Origin of the sequence: Spirilliplanes yamanashiensis, assembly GCF_016863475.1 — a bacterium.
Taxonomy (GTDB): domain Bacteria; phylum Actinomycetota; class Actinomycetes; order Mycobacteriales; family Micromonosporaceae; genus Spirilliplanes; species Spirilliplanes yamanashiensis.
In genome coordinates, this window is the sequence record NZ_BOOY01000026.1 from 150,151 (window position 1) to 172,032 (window position 21,882).

Consider the following 21,882-nt stretch of genomic DNA (forward strand, 5'->3'; position numbering starts at 1 on the left):
GGTTTCCCATGAGCGAGTTGGCAACGGCGCAGGCCCCGGCCGAGGCGCCGGCCCCCCGGCGGCGGCCCGCCCGCGGCGCCGTGCCCGCGGTGGCGTGGCCGGTGCTCGGCCTGGCGCTGGCGGTGTTCGCCTGGTGGCTGGCGGCCCGGCTGGCCGGGCTGCCCGAGGTCGTCCTGCCGCCGCCGCAGAGCGTGCTGTCGGCGTTCCTGGTGCTGCCCGCCTACCTGGTGGAGCAGACCTGGGTGACCGCCCGGCTCACCCTGGTCGGCTTCGCGCTCGCCGTCGTCGGCGGCGTGTTCATCGGCGTGGCCATCGCCGGGTCGCGCTGGGTGGAGCGGATGGTGTCGCCGCTGCTGGTGGCGTTCAACGCGGTGCCCAAGATCGCCTTGGCGCCGCTGCTGTTCGTCTGGTTGGAGCTGGGGGAGCGGCCGATCATCGCGATGACGTTCCTCATCTGCTTCTTCCCGATCGTCCTGTCCACCGCCGCCGGCCTGCTGAGCACCCCGGCCGACCTGGTCGAGCTGGCCCGCTCGCTCGACGCGTCGCGGTGGCAGGCGTTCGTCAAGGTGCGGCTGCCCGCCGCGCTGCCGCAGATCTTCGTCGGGCTCAAGGTGGCGATGCCGCTCGCCGTCATCGGCGCCGTGGTCGGCGAGATGCAGGGCGGCGAGATGGGCCTCGGCACGGTGATCGTGCAGACCAGCGGCCAGGGCGACAGCGCCACCGCGTTCGCCGCGATCGTGCTGCTCTCGCTGGTCAGCATCCTGCTCTACTACGCCCTGGTGGGCGTCGAGCGGCTGCTGCTGCCCTGGGTGCGGGCCACGGCCGCCGCGCGCTGAGCCGGGCCGCCGGCGCGCACCCGCGCCGGCGGCCCGGGCCGGTCAGCCCGCCAGGCGCCAGCGGCCGCCGCGCACCACCAGCAGCGAGTACGCCTGCGGCATCAGCCCGGAGTGGTTGTCGGGCGTCATCCGGATCGGCCCGGACAGCCCGTCGGTCTGCGACGTCTCCAGCACCTCGCGGATGCGCTCCCGGTCGCCGCCCACGTTGGCCACCGCGTTCGCGATGAGCTGCACGGCGTCGGCGGCGAACGAGGCCGAGCCGGAGTAGTCGCCGTAGCGGGACGTGTAGTCGCGGAACCACTGCTTGCGGGCCGCCTTGGCCGGCGTCGTGGCGACCACGTCGTCGATCACCAGGGTCTGGGTGAACACCATGGTGGTGTCGTCGGTGCCCTTGGTGGCCGACCGGGGCAGGAACAGGTCGCCCGCCGCGGCGGCGTCCAGGTAGATGCCGCCGGTGAAGCCGGCCGCCCGGGCCGCCGCGGCCACCTGCGCCGCCTGGTCGGCGAACGTCCACACGACCAGCGAGTCCGGGTTGTTCGCGACCAGCCCGGCGACGGTGTCGGCGATCTCGTTGTCGGTCGGCTTGACCGTGGCCTTCCACGGCATCTCGATGCCGGCCTTGCTCAGCTCGGCGCCCATGGCGTCCAGGCCGCCGCGGCCGTACAGGTCGCCGGTGTGCAGCACCGCCACCTTCTTCGCGCCGGCGGCCCGCAGCTCGGTGACCAGGGCGGCGGCGCTGTCGGCGGCGTTCGGGGCGAGCTTGAACATGAACCGGCGCTCGGCGACGGGGGTGGCGACCGCGGTGGCGGGGGCGAGGGCGATCGTCGGCACCCGCCGGTCGTTGACCGTCTTCGCGGCCCCGATGGCGCACTCGCTGCACACGCCGGTGATGACGGCGGCGACGTTCGGGTCCTCGGTGAACGAGCCGATGTTGCGCAGCGCCGAGGTCGGGTCGGAGCGGTTGTCCGTGACCCGGACCTTCAGGGTGCGGCCACCGAGCACGCCGGACGCGTTGACCTGCTCGACCTTGAGCTGGATGGCCCGCTCGTACGCCGCCCCGATGGGCGCGGCGGCCCCGGACAGCTCGAGGTCGGCTCCGATGTAGACGTCGGCGTTCCCGCCCTCGTCGTCCGAGGAGCAGCCGGTCAGCAGGCCCACCAGCAGGGCCGGCACGGCCAGGGCGGCGGAAAGGGAACGGGTGGGCCTCAACGTGCGTCCTCTCGTGGTCCTCGGTGGACTGGCACGGCGTCCGACCGCGCCAAACCTTGCCAATGCCACGGTCGGCGGTCAAGCGAGGCCCGATCGTGAGCGATCGGACCTGTCCCACATAGTGGTTAATATGACATCACCGTTTTGTCACGCCACCGGCACGCACTGTCGCGGACCCGACATTCATGCTGTTCAACGCGTCGCGACTGTCGATTGTCGACCCTCCCGGTGGCTCGCCGGGCCCGGGAGTGCCCGATCCGGCGGTGGTCCGAGGCTTTTGCGCCGCCCCCCGTCCGTGATGAAATCGCGGCCGTGCCGCGTGCTTCCCACGGGACCGTGGCCGTGTCGCACGCGCCGCCGACCGGCGCGTCGCGCAACGGGCGGGCGATGGCTGCATGGATGAGCACGGAGGAGATCGCGTGAGCACCGGATCGACGACCCGGACCGCACAGGCGCGGGAGGCCGCCTCCGCTCCGGGCCGGTCCCTGCCGCGACTGCGGGACGCCAGCATCCGGACCAAGCTCGCGCTCATCCTCGTCATCCCGATCGCCGCCGTGCTCGCCCTCGCCGGCGTCCGCCTCGTCGACGTCGGCCGCGAGGCGTACGACGCCGACCTGATCCGCGACCTCACCGGCCTGTCCGCCGAGGTCTCCGACCTCACCCACTACCTGCACCGCGAGCGGATGGCCGCCGCCGAGCTGGCCGCCCGCCCCGGCACCGGGCCGGACAGCTACAACGGCACCGTCGCCCAGACCGACGAGCGGGTCGCGGCCTACCAGGCGACCCGGCGCGGCCTCGACGAGACGCCGGCCGCCGCCGAGACCCGCCTGCGCCGCATCGACGACCACCTGCGCACCCTCGACGCCACCCGGTCGGCCGTCCTCGCCGGCGACCAGCTCGCCGTCGCCGAGATCGTGCTGCGCTACGGCGTCATCCTCACCGACCTCGTCGGCTACGGCGAGGTCCTCGGCCAGGTGGCCGGCGAGGGCCCGGTCGCCGACCAGGTCCGCGCGCTCGCCGCGTTCGGCAAGGCCAAGGCGGGCACCGCCGAGCAGCAGGCCGTCGCGTACGCCGCGCTGGTCGGCCAGCAGATCAGCGAGGAGCAGTACACCTCGTTCATCGCGACCCAGACCAGCCAGCAGGAGGCACTGCTCAACTTCTCGCTCGCCGCCGACACCGCCCAGCGCAACCTGGTCGACAGCACCGTCGCCGGCGACGCCGTCGTGCTCGCCGACCAGGCCGCCACGGCCGTCGGCCGCTCCGTCGGGCGGGCGCCGCAGATCCGCGCAGAGGACGCGTCGCTGGCGTTCGGCGCCGTGACCGAGCTGATGCGCTGGGCCGAGCAGCAGCTGGAGACCCGGCTCGCCGACGAGGCCGCCGACGCCAGCGCCACCGTGTCCCGCCGGGCCACCGTCGAGGCCATCCTCGTCCTGCTCACGCTCATCGCCGCCGTCGTGCTGGCCGTCGTGCTGGCCCGGTCGCTCAACCGCTCGCTGCGCCGCCTGCGCGAGGGCGCCCTCGCCGTCGCCAACCGCGACCTGCCCGACGCCGTCGCCCGGCTGCGCGACGTGCGCAACCTCGGCGACGGGGCCGCCGACGACATCGTCAAGCAGGTGCGCGACCCGATCCAGCTCACCACCCGCGACGAGGTCGGCCAGGTCGCCCAGGCGTTCAACGTCGTGCACAAGGAGGCCGTGCGCATCGCCGCCGAGCAGGCCGCCCTGCGCACCAGCGTCTCCGCCATGTTCCTCAACCTGGCCCGCCGCTCCCAGGCGCTGGTCGACCGCATGATCGGCGAGCTCGACCAGATCGAGCGCGGCGAGGAGGACCCCAAGCGCCTCGCCCAGCTGTTCGAGCTCGACCACCTCGCCACCCGGATGCGCCGCAACGACGAGAACCTGCTCGTGCTCGCCGGCGCCGACTCCAGCTCCCCGCGCCGCGAGGACGCCCTGCTGGTCGACGCGCTGCGCGCCGCCCAGTCCGAGGTGGAGCTGTACAACCGGGTCGAGTTCGGCACCGTCGACACCGACGTCTCCGTCAGCGCCCACGCCGTCAACGACGTGGTGCGGCTCGTCGCCGAGCTGCTCGACAACGCCACCCGCTTCTCCCCGCCGAACACGGTCGTCGTCGCCGACGCCCGCCGGGTCCGCGACTACGTCGTGGTGCAGGTCGAGGACCGCGGCCTCGGCATGAGCGAGGAGCAGATGGCGCAGCTCAACGCGCGGCTGGCGCAGCCGCCGGGCGTCGACGTGGCCGCGTTCCGCCTGATGGGCCTGGCCGTCGTCGGCCGCCTGGCCAGCCGGTACGGCATCCGCGTCGAGCTGCGGGCCAACCTGGACGGCGGCACCGTCGCCCAGGTCACCCTGCCCAACGCCATCGTGACCCTGCCGAACCGGATGCCCGAGCCGCCGCCGGCCCGCCCGGCGCGCACGCCGCTCGCCGTCGAGGGCGGCCCGGCCGCCGCGGAGCCCGCCGGCCGGGGTGGCACCGCCACCCTCACCGCGCCGAGCTGGCAGGAGCCCACCCGCGCCACCGCCGCCGACTGGCGCGAGCGGCAGGCCGACCGGCTGGTGCGCGCCGAGGCCGGCGAGCGGCCCGCGCTGGAGGCCCCGGTCCCGGCCGCGCTGGAGGCTGCCCCGGCCCCCGCGTCCGCCCGGCCCGCTCCCGCGCCCGCCGCCGCCCCCGCCGCCCCCGCCCAGCCGGCCGTGCAGCCGGTCGACGCGTCCGCCGCCGACACCGCGCTGCTCGACCTCAGCCCGCGCACCGGCGGCGTGAAGCCCGACTTCTCCGCGCCCACCGTGGCGTACCCGACGGTGATCCCGCAGTTCGGCCGCGACGGCGCGGGCGCCTCCCGGCCCGTCAGCCCGCACCCGGGCGGCTGGGGCGCGGCCCTGCGCGACCTGCCGCCCCCGCCGCCGCCCCCCGCCCCGGCCGCCGAGGAGCGCTTCGAGCCGCCGATCTTCGTCGACCTGGAACGCAAGACACCCCTCTGGTTCTCAGACGAGGAGTGGAGCATGCCGACGGCTGGCTACGCCCCACCGCCGAACCCGGGCCCGTCCTCGCCGGCCGCCGCCGCGGCCGCGCCCACGGTGCCGACCGTGCCGGTGGCGCCGGGCCGCGCCGCGGAACCCGAGAAGCCGCGGCTCGCGACCCGCACCCCGGGCGCCAGCGCGGTCGGCCTCGACGGCGGGCGCTCGTCCGGGTCGGGCTTCGTGCCCGCCGCCGGCCGCCCCGCACCGCCCGCCCCGCCGGCCGCGGCCCCGCCGGCTGCGGCGCCCGCCCCGGCACCGGCGCCCGCGCCCGCCCCGGCTCCCGCACCCGCGGAGGCGAAGCCGGCCGCGCCGGCCCCCACCGGCGGCGGCGGGCCCGCGTCGCCCGTCTCCGGGCCGGGGCGCACCGTCCCGCGGCAGCGCAAGCCCGAGCAGACCTGGCAGACCGCCGCGGACGAGGGCTGGCAGCGCGCCGTCGCCGCCGCCGCGCCCGCCACGGCCGGCACCACGCGGTCCGGGCTGCCCAAGCGCGTGCCGCAGGCTCAGCTCGTCCCGGGCGGGGTGAAGTCGCGTAGCCGCGAGGAATCCCGCCGCAGTCCCGACGAGGTGCGCGGGCTCCTGTCCGCGTACCACCGCGGTGTGCAGCGCGGCCGGTCCGCCGGCAGCGCCGAGGCCGAGGCCGCGGAAGCGGCCGGAGGATCTTCGAAGGAGAACGAACAGTGACCCCCACCATGCAGGACATGGGCTGGCTGCTCAGCAACTTCGCTGACAGCGTCGCCGGCATCGCGCACGTCGTGGCGGTGTCCGCTGACGGGCTGCTGCTGGCGTCCTCCAGAGACCTGCCCGGCGACAGAGCCGACCAGCTCGCCGCCATCGCGTCGGGCGTCGTCAGCCTCACCGACGGCGCGTCGCGGCTGTTCCACGCGGGCGCGGTGCAGCAGACGATCATCGAGATGGACAGCGGGTACCTGTTCCTCATGTCCATCAGCGACGGATCGTCGATGGCGGTCCTCGCCGCCCGCAGCTGCGACGTGGGCCAGGTGGGCTACGAGATGGCGCTGCTCGTGGAGCGCGTCGGCGCGGCCCTGGTGCCGCTGCCGCGCGAGGCCGTGGGCAACCCGGTCTGAGCCCCGGCCCGGTGCGCCGGGCCCCGACGGAGGAGGTGATCGCGTGACGGACTCAAACGACCCACGAGGGGCGCTCGTCCGGCCGTACGCGGTCACCCGCGGCCGGACCGAACCGCGCCGCGACATCCCGATCGAGGCGGTCCTGGTCGCGAGCGCGAGCGCGATCGCCGAGTCCCGGTTCGCCGGGCACGACAAACACCGCATAGCGCTGCTGTGCGAGACGCGGGCGCAGTCGCTCGCGGAGATCGCCGCCCGCAGCCGCCTGCCCCTCGGGGTGGCGCGGGTGCTGGTGGCCGACATGGTCGCCGACGGCTTGCTGTCGTTGCACAGTGCCGCTCCGAAGGAAGCCTTCACGGAGCGCATGGATCTGCTGGAGAGGGTGCTGAGTGGACTTCGGAAGCTCTGACCGGGGCAACCCCCCGGTGCGGGAGATCACGTCCGCGAAGATCGTCGTCGCCGGCGGCTTCGGCGTCGGCAAGACGACCCTGGTGGGCGCCGTCTCCGAGATCGAGCCGCTGACCACCGAGGCCGTCATGACCTCGGCGGGTGTCGGCATCGACGACGCGTCGAAGGTGCCGGGCAAGGGCACCACGACCGTCGCGATGGACTTCGGCCGCATCACGATGGCGGACGACCTGATCCTGTACCTGTTCGGCACGCCCGGGCAGACCCGCTTCTGGTTCATGTGGGACGAGCTGATCCGGGGTGCCGTCGGCGCGGCCGTGCTCGTCGACACCCGCCGCATCTCGGACGCGTTCGCGCCGCTGGACTACTTCGAGAACCGGCACCTGCCGTACCTGGTGGCCCTGAACTGCTTCGACGGCGCCCCCCGCTACGAGCCGGAGGAGGTGCGCGAGGCGCTCGCGATCGCCCCGCACGTGCCGCTGCTGCTGTGCGACGCGCGCTCGCGCGACTCCGTCAAGGGCGTGCTGGTGCACGTGGTGGAGCACGCGATGGCCACGCTGGTCGCGGAGCACCAGGGCGGGTACCCGGCGCCGGTCGGGTGAGGCGTCAGGCGGCCGGGAGCCGGTAGCCGCGCTTCACGACCGTCTGCACCACGCCCGGCGTGCCCAGCCCGGCGCGCAGCCGGGCCACCGCCATCTCCACGGCGTGCTCGTCGGCGCCGCGCGGCAGCGTGCGCAGCAGCGCCGCCCGGGACAGCACCCTCCCGGGCGTGGCGGCCAGCGCGCGCAGCACCGCCATCGGCGCGGGCGCCAGCGGCCGCAGCTGCCCGTCGACGACGGCGGCGTGCCCGCGCAGCGTCAGGTCGTGGCCGGAGACGGTGAGGTTGACCGCGCGGCGCGGCAGCTCGTCGACCAGCAGGCGCACCAGGGCTCCGAGCCGGGCCTTCGCGGGCGCCACCACCGGCACGCCGCGGCGCCGCAGCGGGGCGGCGGTGACCGGGCCGACGCACGCGGCCACCACGTCGCCGCGCAGCGCGTCGAGCAGCGGGTCCACTGCCGGTCCGGCGGCGCGCAGCAGTGCGGCCACGGCCGGTGCGCTGGTGAAGGTGACCGCGTCGACCAGCCGGCCGGCGATCAGGTCGACGAGGCGGTGCAGCGGGGCCGGGTCCGTGGGCGGCGCCCAGCGGTACACCGGCACCTCCACCACCCGGGCGCCCGCGGCGGTCAGGGCCTCGGTGAACTCGGGCTGCCGCTCGCCGTGCAGCTGCAGGGCGACGGTGAGCCCAGCCAGGCCGCGGCCGCGCAGGTGCTCGACGACCTCGTCGTAGGACTCGCCCTCGGCGGCGAACCCGGCGCGCAGGCCGGCGGCGCGCAACGCGCTGCCCGCCTTGACGCCGCGGGCGACGAGGTGCGCGCGGCCCAGCACGCCGCGCAGCGGGTCGCCCAGGCCCCAGCCCTCGGCGGCCTCCAGCCAGCCGCGCATGCCGATGCCGGTGTTGGCGACCACCACGTCGGGCGGGCTGTCCAGGCAGGCGCGGGTGGCGGCCCGCAGATCGGTGTCGTCGGCGATCGGCACGATGCGCAGGGCGGGGGCGAGCACCACCCGGGCGCCGCGGCCCTCCAGCAGGCCCGACAGCTCGTCGCGGCGGCGGTCGGAGGTGACGCCGACGGTGTAGCCGGCCAGGACCGGCTCGTCGGACGTCGCCCGCGCCGGCCCGGTCGGGGCCGCCATCAGCGGGCCCGGGCGCCGGACCCGCCGGCGGGCGGGTGTGCGGAGAGCCGCGGCGCGTCCGGCCGGTCCACCGAGGGGTACGGGCGCCACGCGCCGTCCTCAGCGTCGACCCGCTCCCATGTCACGCCAACGCGGTGCGCCGTACCCACGGCCGACGCGCGCCGCGGCTCTCCTCCGCCGGGCCGAAGCCCGGCGGACGCCACCGGGGCCGTCCTCACACCCGGTGGCCGTCTGTGGCCGGCGGTGGCCCGCCGGTCGCTCCCATTGTGGTGCCCGGAAGGGGTGCGCCGCACGGCGGCGTCGGGCCGTCGCCCGGGCCGCGCCTGCGCCGCTGTGCTCCCCGTCATGTCGGTGAGCGTGCCGGTGGGCGATTTCGGTGGCGGGTCCCGAGTGTTTCGAGCCTGCTAAGAGCGGGAGGCCCCGCCGTCGGCGTGCCGGAGGCCACCTTCTATTGTTGGGGTCGATACGTTTGGGGGTCCCGTCGGGCAGGCGGAACCGCCGCCCGTTTTGACCGCGCGCCGCGACGCCGGGTATCGTTGCCTGCTGTTGTGCGATGGCAGCGAGCGTCCCCTGTTCGGGTACGCTTGTCGTTCGTGCTCGCTGTGAGGTGACGACCAGCGACCAGCGCGCGACCCCAGACCGACGACGAGACAAGGTAGACCTGTGCGTACGTACAGCCCGAAGCCGGGTGAGATCGAGCGTCAGTGGCACGTTATCGACGCTTCTGACGTCGTTCTGGGCCGTCTGGCCACCCACGCCGCCACCCTCCTGCGTGGGAAGCACAAGCCGACGTTCGCCCCGCACGTCGACACCGGCGACTTCGTTGTGATCATCAACGCCGGCAAGGTCGCGCTGACCGGCAACAAGCGCCAGACCAAGATCGCGTACCGCCACTCCGGCTACCCGGGTGGCCTCAAGCAGGTCCGCTACGAGGACCTGCTCAACAGCCGCCCCGACAAGGCGATCGAGCTCGCCGTCAAGGGCATGCTGCCGCACAACAAGCTGGGCCGGCAGCTCATCAAGAAGCTGAAGGTCTACGCCGGCGCCGAGCACCCGCACGCGGCTCAGCAGCCGGTGCCGTTCGAGATCAAGCAGATCGCGCAGTGAGCGCGGGCGAGGAAACCATGACCGACACCACCGAGTCGACGCCCGTCGAGCCGGCGACCGAAGAGTCGTCGCCCGCCGAGACCTCGGCCCCCGCCGAGACGACCACCGCTGTCGCCGAGGCCGCCCCGGCCACCGTGACGGTGCGCACCGTCCGCGGCGACCGCCCGATCCAGACCGTCGGCCGCCGCAAGGAGGCCATCGTCCGGGTCCGCATCGTCCCGGGCAACGGCACGATCACCTGCAACGGCCGCGAGCTGGAGAACTACTTCCCCAGCAAGGTGCACCAGAACCTGATCAAGGAGCCCCTGGTCACCGCCGAGAAGGCCGAGGCCTTCGACGTCATCGCCAACCTGCGCGGCGGCGGCATCACCGGTCAGGCCGGCGCGCTGCGCCTCGCCATCGCGCGCGCGCTCATCGTGAGCGAGCCCGACGACCGCCCGGCCCTCAAGAAGGCCGGCTTCCTCACCCGTGACGCCCGGGTCAAGGAGAGCAAGAAGTACGGCCTCAAGAAGGCCCGCAAGGCGCCGCAGTACTCGAAGCGCTGATCTCAGCTCTCCGCACCGTGCACGTGTGACGGACGGCCGGGTCCGCACCCCGCTCGAATGGGGTCGCGGCCCGGCCGTTCGCGTTTCCCCTCCCCACCGTCCGCCGGAACCGGCCCGGACCACGCCTCGCGTGCGGTTACGGTCAGTGCAGACCGGCGAAAGGAAGGCCGCTATGGCGCGACTCTTCGGCACCGACGGCGTACGCGGGCTCGCGAACGCAGACCTGACCCCCGAGCTGGCCATGTCCGTGGCGGTCGCCGCGGCGCGCACGCTCGTCGAGACCGACAGCAGCCACCAGCCCCTCGCCATCGTGGGGCGCGACCCGCGCGCCAGCGGCGAGATGCTCGAGGCCGCCGTGGTGGCGGGCCTGACCAGCGCCGGCGCGAACGTCGTCCGGGTCGGCGTGCTGCCGACGCCCGCCGTCGCGTACCTGGTCAGCCAGGCCAACGCCGACCTCGGCGTCATGCTGTCCGCCTCGCACAACCCGATGCCCGACAACGGCATCAAGCTGTTCGCCGCGGGCGGCCAGAAGCTCCCCGACGACCTCGAGGCGAAGATCGAGGCCGCCGTCGCCGACGGCCACGGCCTCGTCGGGCGCCCCACCGGCGCCGGCATCGGCCGCGTCCACGACCTGCTGGACGGCGCCGAGCACTACGTGAAGCACCTCGTCGGCAGCGTCCCGCACCGCCTCGAGGGCCTGCGCGTCGTCATCGACTGCGCCAACGGCGCCGCCAGCGACGTCGGCCCCGCCGCCTACGAGGAGGCCGGCGCCGAGGTCATCGCCATCCACGGCGAACCCGACGGCCTCAACATCAACGACAACTGCGGCTCCACCCACCTCGACGCGGTCCGCGAGGCCGTCCTGCAGCACGGCGCCGACCTGGGCATCGCCCACGACGGCGACGCCGACCGCTGCCTGGCCGTCACCGCCAGCGGCGACGTCGTCGACGGCGACCAGATCATGGCCATCCTCGCGCTCGCCATGCGCGACGCCGGCACCCTCACCGACAACACCCTCGTCGCGACCGTCATGAGCAACCTGGGCCTGCGCCTGGCCATGCAGCGCGAGGGCATCACGATGATCGAGACCAAGGTCGGCGACCGGTACGTCCTCGAGGAGCTGGCCGCACGCGGCTTCGCCCTCGGCGGCGAGCAGAGCGGCCACGTCGTCATGCCGGCGTTCGCCACCACCGGCGACGGCGTCCTGACCGGCCTGCACCTGATGGCCCAGATGGCCGCCACGGGCAAGTCCCTGGCCGACCTCGCCTCCGTCGTGCACACCCTGCCCCAGGTCCTCATCAACGTGAAGGTCGGCGACCGCACCGCCGCCGCCTCCGCCGGCACCGTGACCGCCGCCGTCTCCGCCGCCGAGGCCGAGCTGGGCGAGACCGGCCGGGTGCTGCTGCGCCCGTCCGGCACCGAGCCGCTGGTGCGCGTGATGGTCGAGGCCGGCACCGAGGAGCAGGCCCGCACGGTCGCCGAGAAGATCGCCGCCGAGGTCCGCGCGGCCAGCCCGGCCGCCTGACACCCTGCCCGCGCGGGCGCGTTGCACGCGCCCGCGCGGGGTGCGTCCGACGTGCCCGGGCGCGGCCGCCCGGCCGCCGGTTTCGCAGGAATGATCTCCGCGGGACTGGGGAACGAGCGGGCATGACGCTTACCGACACCGTGCTGCCAGCGCCCGGGCTGGGCGCCGCCGACGCGGCGCTGCGGACCCTCGGCGCCACCCTGAAGGACGCTGGCTACGCCTTCGTCACCGTCACCCCGGCCACGCACGAGCGCGTGAACCGCCGCCCCGAGAACGCCCAGGCACACGACCTGCGCGGCGTCTTCGGCTGGAGCCGGCCGTTCGCGCCGGGGGTGCTGCCCGACGGGTACCTGGAGCTGATGGACGCGGCGGGCGTACTGGCCCGCGACGGCGAGCTGTACCGCAGCCTGGTGCGCTTCTCCTCGTACGACTCCGAGCTGTTCGTGCACTCCGCGTTCCCGACGGCCGCCGCGGACTCCGTCTTCCTCGGCCCCGACACGTACCGGATGGCCGACGCGGCCGCCGCCCACGTCGCGGCCCGGCAGCTCCCGGTCCGCCGGGCCGTCGACATCGGCTGCGGCACCGGCGCCGGCGCGATCACCGTGGCGAAGCGGGCGCCCGGCGCCGAGGTGCTCGCCGTCGACATCAACGACACCGCCCTGCGCTACGCCCGCGTCAACACCGCCCTCGCCGACGTCCCCGGCGTGCGCCCCTGCCGCAGCAACCTGCTCGGCGACGTCGACGGCACCTTCGACCTGATCATCTCCAACCCGCCGTTCATGATCGACCCGGCGGGCCGCACGTACCGCGACGGCGGCGGCGAGCACGGCCACGGGCTGTCCCTGGCGATCGTCGACGCGGCGGCGGAACGCCTGAACCCGGGCGGCACCCTGGTGCTGTTCAGCGGCGCCGGCATCATCGACGGCGAGGACCCGTTCCGGGCAGCCGCCGCCGACCACCTCGCCGGCACCGGCCTCACCTGGACCTACCGCGAGGTCGACCCCGACGTGTACGACGAGGAACTCGACGGGCGGGCGTACGCGCACGCGGAGCGCATCGCCGTCGTCGTCCTCACCGCGACCCGGGAGGGGTGAAACCCGGGGCCCGCCGGCCGGCCCGCACCTGGCCGCAAGCCGCGTGAACCGGGCCTTCGGGCTCGCGGCCGGCCCTGCCTGGCCGGCGGGTCGCGTGAACCGGGCCTTCGGGCTCGCCGGCCGGCCCTGCCTGGCCGGCGGGTCGCGTGGACCGGGGCGCCGGGCTCGCGCCGGCTCCACCTGGTCGGCGGGCCGGGATCGCTGCCGCTGCCGCGGTCAGCCGAGCTTGCGCAGGCGGGTCACCGCCTCCGCGATGACCTCCTCGCGCTTGCAGAACGCGAACCGCACCAGGTGCCGCCCCGCGTCCTGGTGGTCGTAGAACACCTGCGTCGGCACCGCCACCACGCCCGCGCGCCCGGGCAGCTCCCGGCAGAAGTCGAGGCCGTCGGACCCGCCCAGCGGCCGGATGTCCGCCGTCACGAAGTACGTGCCCTCGGACGGCAGCACCCCGAACCCGGCATCGGTCAGCCCGGCCACCAGCTGGTCGCGCCGCGCCTGCATGGTCGACGTGAACACGTCGAAGTAGCCGTCCGGCAGGCCCAGCGCCACCGCGACCGCCGGCTGCAGCGGCGCCGCGTTCACGAAGGTCAGGAACTGCTTCACCCGCAGCACCGCCGACAGCAGCGGCGCCGGGCCGGTCGCCCAGCCCACCTTCCAGCCCGTGCACGAGAACGTCTTGCCCGCCGACGAGATCCGGATCGTGCGCTCCCGCATCCCCGGCAGGGTGGCGAGCGGCACGTGCGGCCCCGACGCGTCCGTGAACACCAGGTGCTCGTACACCTCGTCGGTGACCGCGACCAGGTCCCGCTCCCGGCACAGGTCCGCGACCCAGCCCAGCTCCTCGGGCGTGAAGACCTTGCCCGTGGGGTTGTGCGGCGAGTTCAGCAGCACCAGCCGGGTCCGCGGCCCGGCCGCCGCGCGCAGTTCCTCCGGGTCGAACGAGTACCGGCCGCCCGGTCCGCCCGGCCGCAGCGTCACCGGCCGGCGCACCGCACCCGCCAGCGCGATCGACGCCGCGTACGAGTCGTAGTACGGCTCGAAGCAGATCACCTCGTCGCCCGGCTCGCACAGCGCCAGGATCGTCGCCGCCACCGCCTCCGTGGCGCCCGCCGTCACCAGCACCTCGCCGTCCGGGTCGCTGTCCAGCCCCCAGAACCGCTTCTGGTGCTCCGCGATCGCCGCCCGCAACGCCGGGATGCCCGGCCCCGGCGGGTACTGGTTCGCGCCGCCGCGCAACGCCGTCACCGCCGCGCCCAGCATTTCCCGCGGCCCGTCCGTGTCCGGGAACCCCTGCCCCAGGTTGACGGCGCCCGTGCGCACCGCCAGCGCCGACATCTCCGCGAACACGGTCGTGCCGAACGGGCGCATCCGCGCCACCAGCCGGTCGGTGCTCATCGCAGGCCCCCTCAGTACTGGAACTTGATGCAGCTCACCAGCAGGAACGAGCCCTCGACGCTGCGCTGGGCGACCGCCACGCCGTCCACCGTCGTGCGACAGCTCAGCTCACCCTGCTGCCCCGACGTGCCCGTCCGGAACGCCATCACCGACAGCATCATCGACCCCGTCGCCGTGAACTCCTTGCGCCACGGCAACTCGACGGCCTTCTCCCGCACCGACGGCCCGTCCGCCTGCGAGTACGTCAGGTCCACCGGCCCGTCGCCCGTCACCTCGTACACCACGGTCACCGGCGCCCCGGTCGGCTCGCCGCCGAATGTCGGCAGCGCCGTCGGGAACGTCGGCAACGGCTCCACGAGGTCCTCAGCCTTGTTCTTGGCCGCGTTGACCAGCAGCACGCCCGCGGTGGCCGTGCCGCCGCACAGCAGCAGCGCGATCACGATGACGAGCGCCACGAGCGGACCGTTCCGGCGCCGCGGCGGCTTGCCGGGCGGCGGGTACGCCCCCGGCGGCAGGTAACCACCCGGCGGATAGCCGCCGGGCCCGCCCGGGCCGCCGGGTGGCGGCTGGGGCGGCACGTACGCGCCGGCCGCGTACACCGGCTGCGGGTAGTCGGGGGCGGCGTACGAGGTCGGGGGGTACGACGGCTCGGCCGTCGTCGGCGGCGCCCAGCCCGGCCCGGGCTCGGCGGTGGTCGGCGGGGCCCAGCCGTGGCTGCTCTGGCTTGGCGCGGCGCCGGAGACCGGGCCGGCGCCCGACACCGGCGGGCCGCCCGAGACGGGGGTGTTGCCGCCGGGCGGGGTGGCGGTGAACGGGCGGGTCGGGTTCAGCGGGGGCGGCGGCGGGACCGGGGTGAGGTCGGGGCGGCCGCCGACGGCGGCCTGGCCCGGCTTGAACGACGGGGCCGGCGGGGTTGGCGGAGCTGGCGGGGCCGGTGGCGCCGACGGGGCTGACGGCTGGGGCATCTGGCGCGTGGGCGGCGTGGTGGAGGCCAGGGCTTCCGTGGGCGGCGTGGTGGAGGGCAGGGCCTCCGTGGGCGGCGTGGTGGAGGCCAGGGCCTCCGTGGGCGGCGCCGGGTGATGTTCGGGGGCCGAGGCCGAGGCCGGGACCGGGGCCGGGGGCTCATCGGCTGCCGGGGCAGGGTGAGCGGCGGTGACCGGCTCGGTGACCGGCTCGGTGGCCGGGCCGGTGGCCGGGCCGGTGGCCGGGCCGGGGTGCTGAGCGGTGGTCGGGCCGGTGGCCGGGCCGGGGTGCTGAGCGGTGGGTGGTTCGGTGGCCGGGCCGGAGTGGGGGGCGGTGAGGGGCTCCGTGGCCGGGCCTGGGTGCGGGGCGGTCGGCTGCTCCGCGTGGGCGCCCGCGGTCATCGGCTCGGTGGGCGGCGCGGCGGCCGTGCGGTCCGACGGGTCCGGTCCGCTCGGGTCGCCGCTGCCGGCCGCCGGGGAGGCGAAGGCGGAGGGCGAGGCGGCGGCGGGCGAGGCGGGGGTGGCCGGCGCGGAGCCCGGCGCGCCGGGTGGGCGCGGCCACGACTCGGCGCCCGAACCCGGCGGCATCGAGTACTGCCGGTGCGGTGAGCCGGGGGCCGGGGTGGTGGCGGCGTCCTCGTCGGTGTCGCGGGAGGGGGCGTCGGGGTCGGTGCCGGACGGCTCCCGGGACGGATCGGGCGACGGTGGGGGCGGGTACGTCATCGTCTCTCCAGGGTCGGGCGGCCGGTCTGTGACGGTACGCCTGTGACGCGAGTGAACGATCAGACAGGCGGAGGGTGACCGACCGACGGACCCCGGGTGTGCCGCACCCCCGCCGAACGGACACTTCGAGCAGAACGAATGCGTATAACGGTCTCTATCAATCACACAGGCTGCGCGATGCTTGCTACGCTGCCCCGCATGTGTGGAATTGTGGGGTACGTCGGCCAGCGTCCGGCGCTCAGCATCGTGCTCGACGGTCTGCGCCGTCTGGAGTACCGCGGCTACGACTCCGCCGGCATCGCCGTGGTCAGTGACGGCTCGGTGCGTACCGAGAAGAAGGCCGGCAAGCTCGCGAACCTGGAGAAGGCGCTCGGTGAGCGCGCCGACGACGGCATCGCCAGCGGGTCGACCGCCATCGGCCACACCCGATGGGCGACCCACGGCGGCCCGACCGACCGCAACGCCCACCCGCACCTGTCCGCCGACGGGCGGGTCGCCGTCATCCACAACGGCATCATCGAGAACTTCGCCCGGCTGCGCGCCGAGCTGGAGGCGACCGGCGTCGAGTTCGTCAGCGACACCGACACCGAGTGCGCCGCGCACCTGCTCGCCGCCGAGATGGCGAAGCTGCGCGCCGACAGCGCCGAGAAGGACGGGCCGCAGCTGCTCGCCGAGGGCATGCGCCGGGTGTGCGCGCGGCTGGAGGGCGCGTTCACGCTGCTCGCCGTCGACGTGCAGGTGCCGGACGCCGTCGTCGGCGCGCGCCGCAACTCGCCGCTCGTCGTCGGCCGCGGCGAGGGCGAGAACTACCTGGCCAGCGACGTGTCCGCGTTCATCGAGCACACCCGCGAGGCCGTCGAGCTGGGCCAGGACCAGGTCGTGCTGATCACGCCCGAGGGCATCGAGATCACCGACTTCACCGGGCAGACCGCGATGGGTAAGGACTTCCACATCGACTGGGACGCCTCCGCCGCCGAGAAGGGCGGCTACGACTACTTCATGCTCAAGGAGATCGCCGAGCAGCCGCAGGCCATCGCCGACACCCTGCTCGGCCGGCTCAGCGCCAACGGCGAGATCGTCCTCGACGAGGTGCGCCTGACCGACCAGGACCTGCGCGACGTCGACAAGGTGTTCATCGTCGCCTGCGGCACCGCGTACCACTCGGGCCTGGTCGCCAAGTACGCCATCGAGCACTGGACGCGCATCCCGTGCGAGGTCGAGTTCGCCAGCGAGTTCCGGTACCGCAGCCCCGTGCTGGACCGGTCGACGCTCGTGATCGCCATCTCGCAGTCGGGCGAGACCATGGACACGCTGATGGCGCTGCGGCACGCCAAGGAGCAGAAGGCCCGCGTGCTGGCCATCTGCAACACCAACGGCTCGACGATTCCGCGCGAGTCCGACGCCGTCCTCTACACCCACGGCGGCCCCGAGATCGCCGTCGCGTCGACGAAGGCGTTCCTCACCCAGCTCGCCGCCTGCTACCTGATCGGCCTGCACCTGGCCCAGGTGCGCGGCGTCATGTACGCCGACGAGGTCGCCGCCGTTGTCTCCCGGCTGCGCCGCACCCCGGAGAAGCTGCGCGACCTGCTCGGCGTCATGGAGCCGGTGCGGGCGCTGGCCCGCGACCTGAAGGACGCCAACACCATCCTGTTCATCGGCCGGCACGTCGGCTACCCCGTCGCCCTCGAGGGTGCGCTGAAGCTCAAGGAGCTCGCGTACATGCACGCCGAGGGCTTCGGCGCCGGCGAGCTCAAGCACGGGCCCATCGCGCTCATCGACCAGGGCACCCCGGTCGTGTGCGTGGTGCCGTCGCCCGCCGGCCGCGGCGTCCTGCACGACAAGATCGTGTCGAACATCCAGGAGGTCCGCGCCCGCGGCGCCCGCACCATCGTCATCGCCGAGGAGGGCGACGAGGCCGTCAAGCCGTACGCCGACGACCTCATCACCGTGCCCCGCACGCCGACGCTGCTCGCCCCGCTCGTGACCACCGTGCCGCTGCAGATCCTCGCCTGCGAGATCGCCGCCGCCCGCGGCCACGACGTCGACCAGCCCCGTAACCTCGCGAAGTCCGTCACGGTCGAGTGACCCCCGCCGCGTCACCCACGGTGATGCGGGCCAGGTTGTCCAGCGCCGGGCCGTCGGTCGCCCAGTAACCGACGTGCCCGGCGCTCGCCTGACTGGCGAACCGCCGCGCCCCGAACTCCTCACCGGCCGGGTTGCGCCCGTGCCACAGGTCGTCCTCCGGCCGCCCGAACGCGAGCATCTGGCCCACCACCGGCACGTTCGCGGCCACGAGCAGGTCCGCCGGCAGCGACCGGGGCGCCGGGGCCGCGTACTGGATCGCGTCGCTGCGCGAACTCGTCGCCCACACCTGGCCGTGCAGCTCGCCCGCGGTCTGCACCCCCGCCCCCGGCGATCCGACCAGCACGATGTCGTCCGCCGCCAGCCCCGGCCGGGCCGCCGCCGTGCCCACCACCAGCGACCCGTAGCTGTGCCCGAGCAGCGTGTGGTGCGCGGGCGGCCCCTCGTGCGTCGCGCGCAACCCGTCCTGGAACCGCCGCAACCCCTCGGCCCCCGCCTCCGCCTGCCGCGCCGACGACGCCTCGAACACGAAGTCCGGCGCGTCGTACCCCAGCCACAACACGGCGGCGGTCCGCGCGCCCGGCGCCAGCTCACCGGCCCGCACCGCGACCCGCTCGGCCCGCCCCAGCTCGGGCCCGAGACCGGCCAGGTCCGCCGTCATGCCCGGCACGTGGGTCAGCACGTGGTCGGCCGAGTCCGGATCACCCACCGCGACCACCGCCCGGCCGTCCCCGGCCGGATCCACCCCCAGCAGGTACGCCCGCGGCGCGTCGCCCGCCAGCCGGTCCGCCAGCGCGTCGAGCGCCTCCCACCGGTCACCGCCGGCCGGCGCCTCGGCGCGGTGCCGGTCGAGCAGCAGCCGGTTCGCCTGGTCACGCGCGGCGGCCGGGACCCCGTCGAGCGCGCCGACGGTCGCGGGATGGGTGGCGGTGAGCCACCGCCGCTCGACGGGCGACAGCCCGGCCCACCAGGCGCGGATCTCGGCGGGTGTGGCGTTGCACGGCGGGGTGAGGTGGGTGCCGGGTGCGGCGTGCACGAGGGTGTCGGCCAGGGCGGCGAGGCGGGCGGCGGCGTCGGCGTCGGCGCGCGCGGCGACGGCGAGCGCCGCCTCGATGGCTACCACGACACCGTCGACGGCGACCGCAGCCCCGACGCCACCGGGACCGCCGGACGCGGCCGAGCCTCCGGACCCGCCGGACCCGCCCGAGCCGCCCGAGCCGCCCGAGCCGCCCGAACCGACGTGGGCGGCCGTGCCGGACCCACCCGCGCGCCCGCCCGCACCCGCCGGGCCCGGTGGGGCGTGGTTGCGGGACGGGGCGATGCCGCTGAGGCCCGGGATGGTGCGGGCGGCGGCGGAGACCTCCCCGTTCGGGCCGACCGTGAGGCCGGCCCGGGCCGCGGCCGCGAGGGCCGCGTCGAGCAGGCGGCGGGCGCGGGACAGCTCCGCCGCGAAGACCGACACCGCCTGGTCGGCCTCCCACCATGCCACCCGGGCCGCGTCCACGAGGTGGCCGGCGGTGCGGAGCCGGCCGGCCGCCGCGTCGGCGGCGGACCCGGACCAGGCGGGGCGCAGGCCGGTGGTCTCGGCGGCCAGCTCGCGGGAGCGGACGCCGCCCACGGCGGCGAGGGCCCGCCACGCCGCGGCGGCCGACTCCCAGCGGCCGACGTCGGCCGCGGCCAGCCGGGCGTAGGACACCGCGGCGGTCATCGGAACCAGCCCGCGGGCAGGGGGAGCCGGAGGGCGACGGCGCAGTCGCCCGACCACGGCCGGAACACCCTCGCCCGCCCCCACCTACTGGGAAGGCAGCCGACGCCGGCCCGGACGGAGGATGAGTTTGGAGGGCGGCCCGGAGAGCCGCGGCCGGCAGTAGGTGGTGTCATCGGCCGGTCCGGAGGCGGTGGGCGGCGCGGTCGTCGGCGTCCGCGTACCGCTCCGCTGTCGTGGCCAGCGCGGACGCCAGCGACTCCACCGTGGTCGCCAGGTCGCGGGCGTGGGCCTCCGCCGCCAGGCGCAGGCGGTCGAGCGCCGCCGTCGTGGACCAGCCCGGCGCGGTGCCGGCCAGGGGCGGGCCCGCCGGTGGGTCGTCGGCCAGGTGGGCCGCGATGGTGGTGAGGCGGGGGCTCGTGCGCCCGAGGGCGTCGAGGTCGACCGCCAGGTCCCCGTTCATCGAAAGCATCTCCTCCACATCACTCGACGCCCGAACGCTAGGGCCCTCCACCAGCCCCCGCCCTGCCTGTGGACAGCCCCCCGGAGGCGTACCCCCGCCTCTTCCACAGGCCTTGCGACCGGCGCGGCCCCACCGGTAGCGGCGATAGGGTGACTGCGTGATCGTGGCTGTCGGTATCGACGTCGTCCTGGTGGAGCGGTTCGCGCGGGCGCTGGAGCGCACGCCGTTGCTCGCCGACCGGCTGTTCACGGCCGGTGAGCTGGTCACCGGGTCGGGGAATCCGCGGTCGCCGGAGTCGCTCGCGGCGCGGTTCGCGGCGAAGGAGGCGGTGGCGAAGGCGCTCGGGGCGCCGGCCGGTTTGCGGTGGCACGACTGCGAGATCGTGGCGGATCCGGACGGGCGGCCGTGGCTGACGGTGTCCGGTACGGTGGCCGCTGCCGCGGGCGAGCGGGGCGTGAACCGGTGGCACCTGTCGTTGTCGCACGACGGCGGGATCGCCTCCGCGGTGGTCATCGCGGAGTCCTAGGGAGGCTGCATGCGGCAGGCGTGGCGGGTGGCGGACGTGCGGGCCGCCGAGAAGGCGCTGATGGCGACGCTGCCCGAGGGCACGCTGATGCAGCGGGCCGCCGCGGGGCTGGCGCGGCGGTGCGCGCTGCTGCTGGCCGACGCCGGCGGGGTGTACGGCGCCCGGGTGCTGCTGCTGGTGGGCAGCGGCGACAACGGCGGGGACGCGCTGCTGGCCGGCGCCCGGCTGGCGCGGCGCGGGGCCGCGGTGAGCGCGCTGCTGCTGTGGCCCGCGAAGGCGCACGAGGCGGGGCTGGCGGCGCTGCGGGCGGCGGGCGGCACGGTGGTGACGGCGCTGCCGCGGGTCGTGGACCTGGTGGTGGACGGCATCGTCGGCATCGGGGCGTCCGGCGGGCTGCGGGCGCCGGGGGAGAGCCTGGCCGCGCGGCTGGGTGAGCTGCGCACGCGCGCCGGGGGACGGTCGCCGGTGGTGGCGGTGGACGTGCCGAGCGGCGTGGACGTGGACACCGGCGCGGTCCCGGGCGCGGCGGTGCGGGCCGACGTGACGGTGACGTTCGGGTGCCTGAAGCCGGCGCACGTGGTGGGGCCGGCGGCGGCGCTGTGCGGGCAGGTGGAGCTGCTCGACATCGGACTGGCGCTGCGCGGCGACCCGGTGCTGCGGGTGCCGGACGCCGAGGACGTGGCGGCGTGGTGGCCGCGGCTGGGGCCGGCGTCGGAGAAGTACACGCGGGGCGTGGTGGGCATCGCGGCCGGGTCGGCCACGTACCCGGGGGCGGCGGTGCTGTCGGTGGGCGGCGCGCTGGCCGGGCCGACGGGCATGGTCCGGTACGCGGGCAGCGCGGACCGGGAGGTGCTGCGCCAGCACCCGTCGGTGATCGCCACCCGGTCGGTGACGGAGGCCGGCCGGGTGCAGGCGTGGCTGTGCGGGTCGGGGCTGGGCACGGGCGACGAGGCGCGCACGGAGCTGCGCAGCGTGCTGGCGGCGCCGGTGCCGGCGGTGCTGGACGCGGACGCGCTGACGCTGCTGGTCGACGGGTCGCACGCGCGGGACCTGCGCCGGGACGCGCCGCTGGTGGTGACGCCGCACGACCGGGAGTTCGCGCGGCTGGCGGGCGAGGAGCCGGGGCCGGACCGGGTGGCGTCGGCGTGCAGGCTGGCGGCGTGGCTGAACGCGGTGGTCCTCCTGAAGGGTGACCGTACGGTGGTGGCGACCCCGGCCGGGCAGGCGTGGGTGAACCCGACGGGCAGCGCCGCGCTGGCCACGGGCGGCACCGGCGACGTGCTGGGCGGGCTGCTCGGGTCGTTGCTGGCGGCGGGCCTGGCGCCGGAGCGGGCGGCGGTGGCGGCGGCGTACGTGCACGGGCTGGCCGGGCGGCGCGCGGAGCGCGACGGGCCGGTGACGGCGCCGGACGTGGCGGCGGCGCTGCGGCCGGTCCTGGCCGGCCTGCTCGGGTGATC

At 75.7% G+C, this 21,882-nt stretch carries 18 protein-coding genes; 12 read left to right on the forward strand and 6 right to left on the reverse strand.

Annotation, left to right across the window (positions count from 1 at the left end; genetic code table 11):
• The first annotated feature begins 8 nt into the window (after positions 1 to 8).
• Complete coding sequence (locus tag Sya03_RS17625) at positions 9 to 836, forward strand: ABC transporter permease (protein ID WP_203939396.1); 828 nt, start codon at positions 9 to 11, stop codon at positions 834 to 836.
• A gap of 42 nt (positions 837 to 878) precedes the next feature.
• Here the strand turns inward: Sya03_RS17625 and Sya03_RS17630 are convergent, their stop codons facing one another.
• Entirely contained in the window at positions 879 to 2,045 is a 1,167-nt protein-coding gene (locus Sya03_RS17630) for an ABC transporter substrate-binding protein (protein WP_203939397.1), read from the reverse strand.
• A gap of 419 nt (positions 2,046 to 2,464) precedes the next feature.
• Here Sya03_RS17630 and Sya03_RS17635 point away from each other — a divergent pair, with 419 nt between their 5' ends.
• From Sya03_RS17635 to Sya03_RS17650, 4 genes are read left to right on the forward strand one after another with little or no spacing between them, the layout of a single operon-like run.
• Complete coding sequence (locus Sya03_RS17635) at positions 2,465 to 5,758, forward strand: sensor histidine kinase (protein WP_239107627.1); 3,294 nt, start codon at positions 2,465 to 2,467, stop codon at positions 5,756 to 5,758.
• Positions 5,759 to 5,766: 8 nt separating this feature from the next.
• Positions 5,767 to 6,162, forward strand: a complete 396-nt coding sequence (locus Sya03_RS17640; protein ID WP_203939569.1) for a roadblock/LC7 domain-containing protein — start codon at positions 5,767 to 5,769, stop codon at positions 6,160 to 6,162.
• 43 nt (positions 6,163 to 6,205) lie between these two features.
• Positions 6,206 to 6,568, forward strand: coding sequence for a DUF742 domain-containing protein (locus Sya03_RS17645; protein ID WP_203939399.1), 363 nt, complete (start codon positions 6,206 to 6,208; stop codon positions 6,566 to 6,568).
• Positions 6,549 to 7,169, forward strand: a complete 621-nt coding sequence (locus tag Sya03_RS17650) for a GTP-binding protein (RefSeq protein ID WP_203939400.1) — start codon at positions 6,549 to 6,551, stop codon at positions 7,167 to 7,169. The genes Sya03_RS17645 and Sya03_RS17650 overlap by 20 nt, the downstream gene beginning before the upstream one ends.
• Positions 7,170 to 7,173: 4 nt before the next feature.
• Here the strand turns inward: Sya03_RS17650 and Sya03_RS17655 are convergent, their stop codons facing one another.
• Positions 7,174 to 8,298, reverse strand: a complete 1,125-nt coding sequence (locus Sya03_RS17655) for a uroporphyrinogen-III synthase (protein ID WP_203939401.1) — start codon at positions 8,296 to 8,298, stop codon at positions 7,174 to 7,176.
• A 663-nt stretch (positions 8,299 to 8,961) separates the two neighbouring features.
• Here Sya03_RS17655 and rplM point away from each other — a divergent pair.
• The 4 genes from rplM to Sya03_RS17675 all read left to right on the forward strand — a co-directional run bounded on the left by rplM (position 8,962) and on the right by Sya03_RS17675 (position 12,569).
• Complete coding sequence (gene rplM / locus Sya03_RS17660) at positions 8,962 to 9,405, forward strand: 50S ribosomal protein L13 (RefSeq protein WP_203939402.1); 444 nt, start codon at positions 8,962 to 8,964, stop codon at positions 9,403 to 9,405.
• 17 nt (positions 9,406 to 9,422) lie between these two features.
• Positions 9,423 to 9,950, forward strand: coding sequence for a 30S ribosomal protein S9 (gene rpsI, locus Sya03_RS17665; protein ID WP_370871950.1), 528 nt, complete (start codon positions 9,423 to 9,425; stop codon positions 9,948 to 9,950).
• Positions 9,951 to 10,122: 172 nt separating this feature from the next.
• Positions 10,123 to 11,475: a phosphoglucosamine mutase gene (glmM, locus tag Sya03_RS17670; protein ID WP_203939403.1), complete on the forward strand. Its 1,353-nt coding sequence runs from the start codon at positions 10,123 to 10,125 to the stop codon at positions 11,473 to 11,475.
• A gap of 122 nt (positions 11,476 to 11,597) precedes the next feature.
• Entirely contained in the window at positions 11,598 to 12,569 is a 972-nt protein-coding gene (locus tag Sya03_RS17675) for a methyltransferase (protein WP_203939404.1), read from the forward strand.
• A 216-nt stretch (positions 12,570 to 12,785) separates the two neighbouring features.
• Here Sya03_RS17675 and Sya03_RS17680 read toward each other — a convergent pair whose 3' ends face one another.
• Entirely contained in the window at positions 12,786 to 13,964 is a 1,179-nt protein-coding gene (locus Sya03_RS17680) for a pyridoxal phosphate-dependent aminotransferase (RefSeq protein WP_203939405.1), read from the reverse strand.
• An 11-nt stretch (positions 13,965 to 13,975) separates the two neighbouring features.
• Complete coding sequence (locus Sya03_RS17685; RefSeq protein ID WP_203939406.1) at positions 13,976 to 15,649, reverse strand: MmpS family transport accessory protein; 1,674 nt, start codon at positions 15,647 to 15,649, stop codon at positions 13,976 to 13,978.
• 198 nt (positions 15,650 to 15,847) lie between these two features.
• Here Sya03_RS17685 and glmS point away from each other — a divergent pair, with 198 nt between their 5' ends.
• Positions 15,848 to 17,734 carry a glutamine--fructose-6-phosphate transaminase (isomerizing) gene (gene glmS, locus Sya03_RS17690; RefSeq protein WP_203939407.1) on the forward strand — a complete coding sequence of 629 codons (1,887 nt, stop codon included), beginning with the start codon at positions 15,848 to 15,850 and terminating at the stop codon, positions 17,732 to 17,734.
• Here the strand turns inward: glmS and Sya03_RS17695 are convergent.
• Both Sya03_RS17695 and Sya03_RS17700 read right to left on the reverse strand, forming a co-directional pair.
• Positions 17,721 to 19,439, reverse strand: a complete 1,719-nt coding sequence (locus Sya03_RS17695) for an alpha/beta hydrolase (protein WP_203939408.1) — start codon at positions 19,437 to 19,439, stop codon at positions 17,721 to 17,723. The genes glmS and Sya03_RS17695 overlap by 14 nt on opposite strands.
• 169 nt (positions 19,440 to 19,608) lie before the next feature.
• Entirely contained in the window at positions 19,609 to 19,899 is a 291-nt protein-coding gene (locus tag Sya03_RS17700) for a hypothetical protein (RefSeq protein ID WP_203939409.1), read from the reverse strand.
• A gap of 157 nt (positions 19,900 to 20,056) precedes the next feature.
• Here Sya03_RS17700 and Sya03_RS17705 point away from each other — a divergent pair, with 157 nt between their 5' ends.
• On the forward strand, positions 20,057 to 20,425 hold the full coding sequence (locus Sya03_RS17705) for a holo-ACP synthase (RefSeq protein ID WP_203939410.1): 369 nt from the start codon (positions 20,057 to 20,059) through the stop codon (positions 20,423 to 20,425).
• A 9-nt stretch (positions 20,426 to 20,434) separates the two neighbouring features.
• Complete coding sequence (locus Sya03_RS17710; RefSeq protein WP_203939411.1) at positions 20,435 to 21,880, forward strand: NAD(P)H-hydrate dehydratase; 1,446 nt, start codon at positions 20,435 to 20,437, stop codon at positions 21,878 to 21,880.
• Positions 21,881 to 21,882 lie beyond the last annotated feature (2 nt).

Bases quoted from the DNA above. Each gene is read 5' to 3' on its own strand.
- Sya03_RS17625 (WP_203939396.1), top strand. From the start codon at position 9: ATGAGCGAGTTGGCAACGGCGCAGGCCCCGGCCGAGGCGCCGGCCCCC.
- Sya03_RS17640 (WP_203939569.1), top strand. From the start codon at position 5,767: ATGCAGGACATGGGCTGGCTGCTCAGCAACTTCGCTGACAGCGTCGCC.
- Sya03_RS17655 (WP_203939401.1), bottom strand. From the start codon at position 8,298: ATGGCGGCCCCGACCGGGCCGGCGCGGGCGACGTCCGACGAGCCGGTC.
- rpsI (WP_370871950.1), top strand. From the start codon at position 9,423: ATGACCGACACCACCGAGTCGACGCCCGTCGAGCCGGCGACCGAAGAG.
- glmM (WP_203939403.1), top strand. From the start codon at position 10,123: ATGGCGCGACTCTTCGGCACCGACGGCGTACGCGGGCTCGCGAACGCA.
- Sya03_RS17675 (WP_203939404.1), top strand. From the start codon at position 11,598: ATGACGCTTACCGACACCGTGCTGCCAGCGCCCGGGCTGGGCGCCGCC.
- Sya03_RS17680 (WP_203939405.1), bottom strand. From the start codon at position 13,964: ATGAGCACCGACCGGCTGGTGGCGCGGATGCGCCCGTTCGGCACGACC.
- Sya03_RS17685 (WP_203939406.1), bottom strand. From the start codon at position 15,649: ATGACGTACCCGCCCCCACCGTCGCCCGATCCGTCCCGGGAGCCGTCC.
- glmS (WP_203939407.1), top strand. From the start codon at position 15,848: ATGTGTGGAATTGTGGGGTACGTCGGCCAGCGTCCGGCGCTCAGCATC.
- Sya03_RS17695 (WP_203939408.1), bottom strand. From the start codon at position 19,439: ATGACCGCCGCGGTGTCCTACGCCCGGCTGGCCGCGGCCGACGTCGGC.
- Sya03_RS17700 (WP_203939409.1), bottom strand. From the start codon at position 19,899: ATGAACGGGGACCTGGCGGTCGACCTCGACGCCCTCGGGCGCACGAGC.
- Sya03_RS17710 (WP_203939411.1), top strand. From the start codon at position 20,435: ATGCGGCAGGCGTGGCGGGTGGCGGACGTGCGGGCCGCCGAGAAGGCG.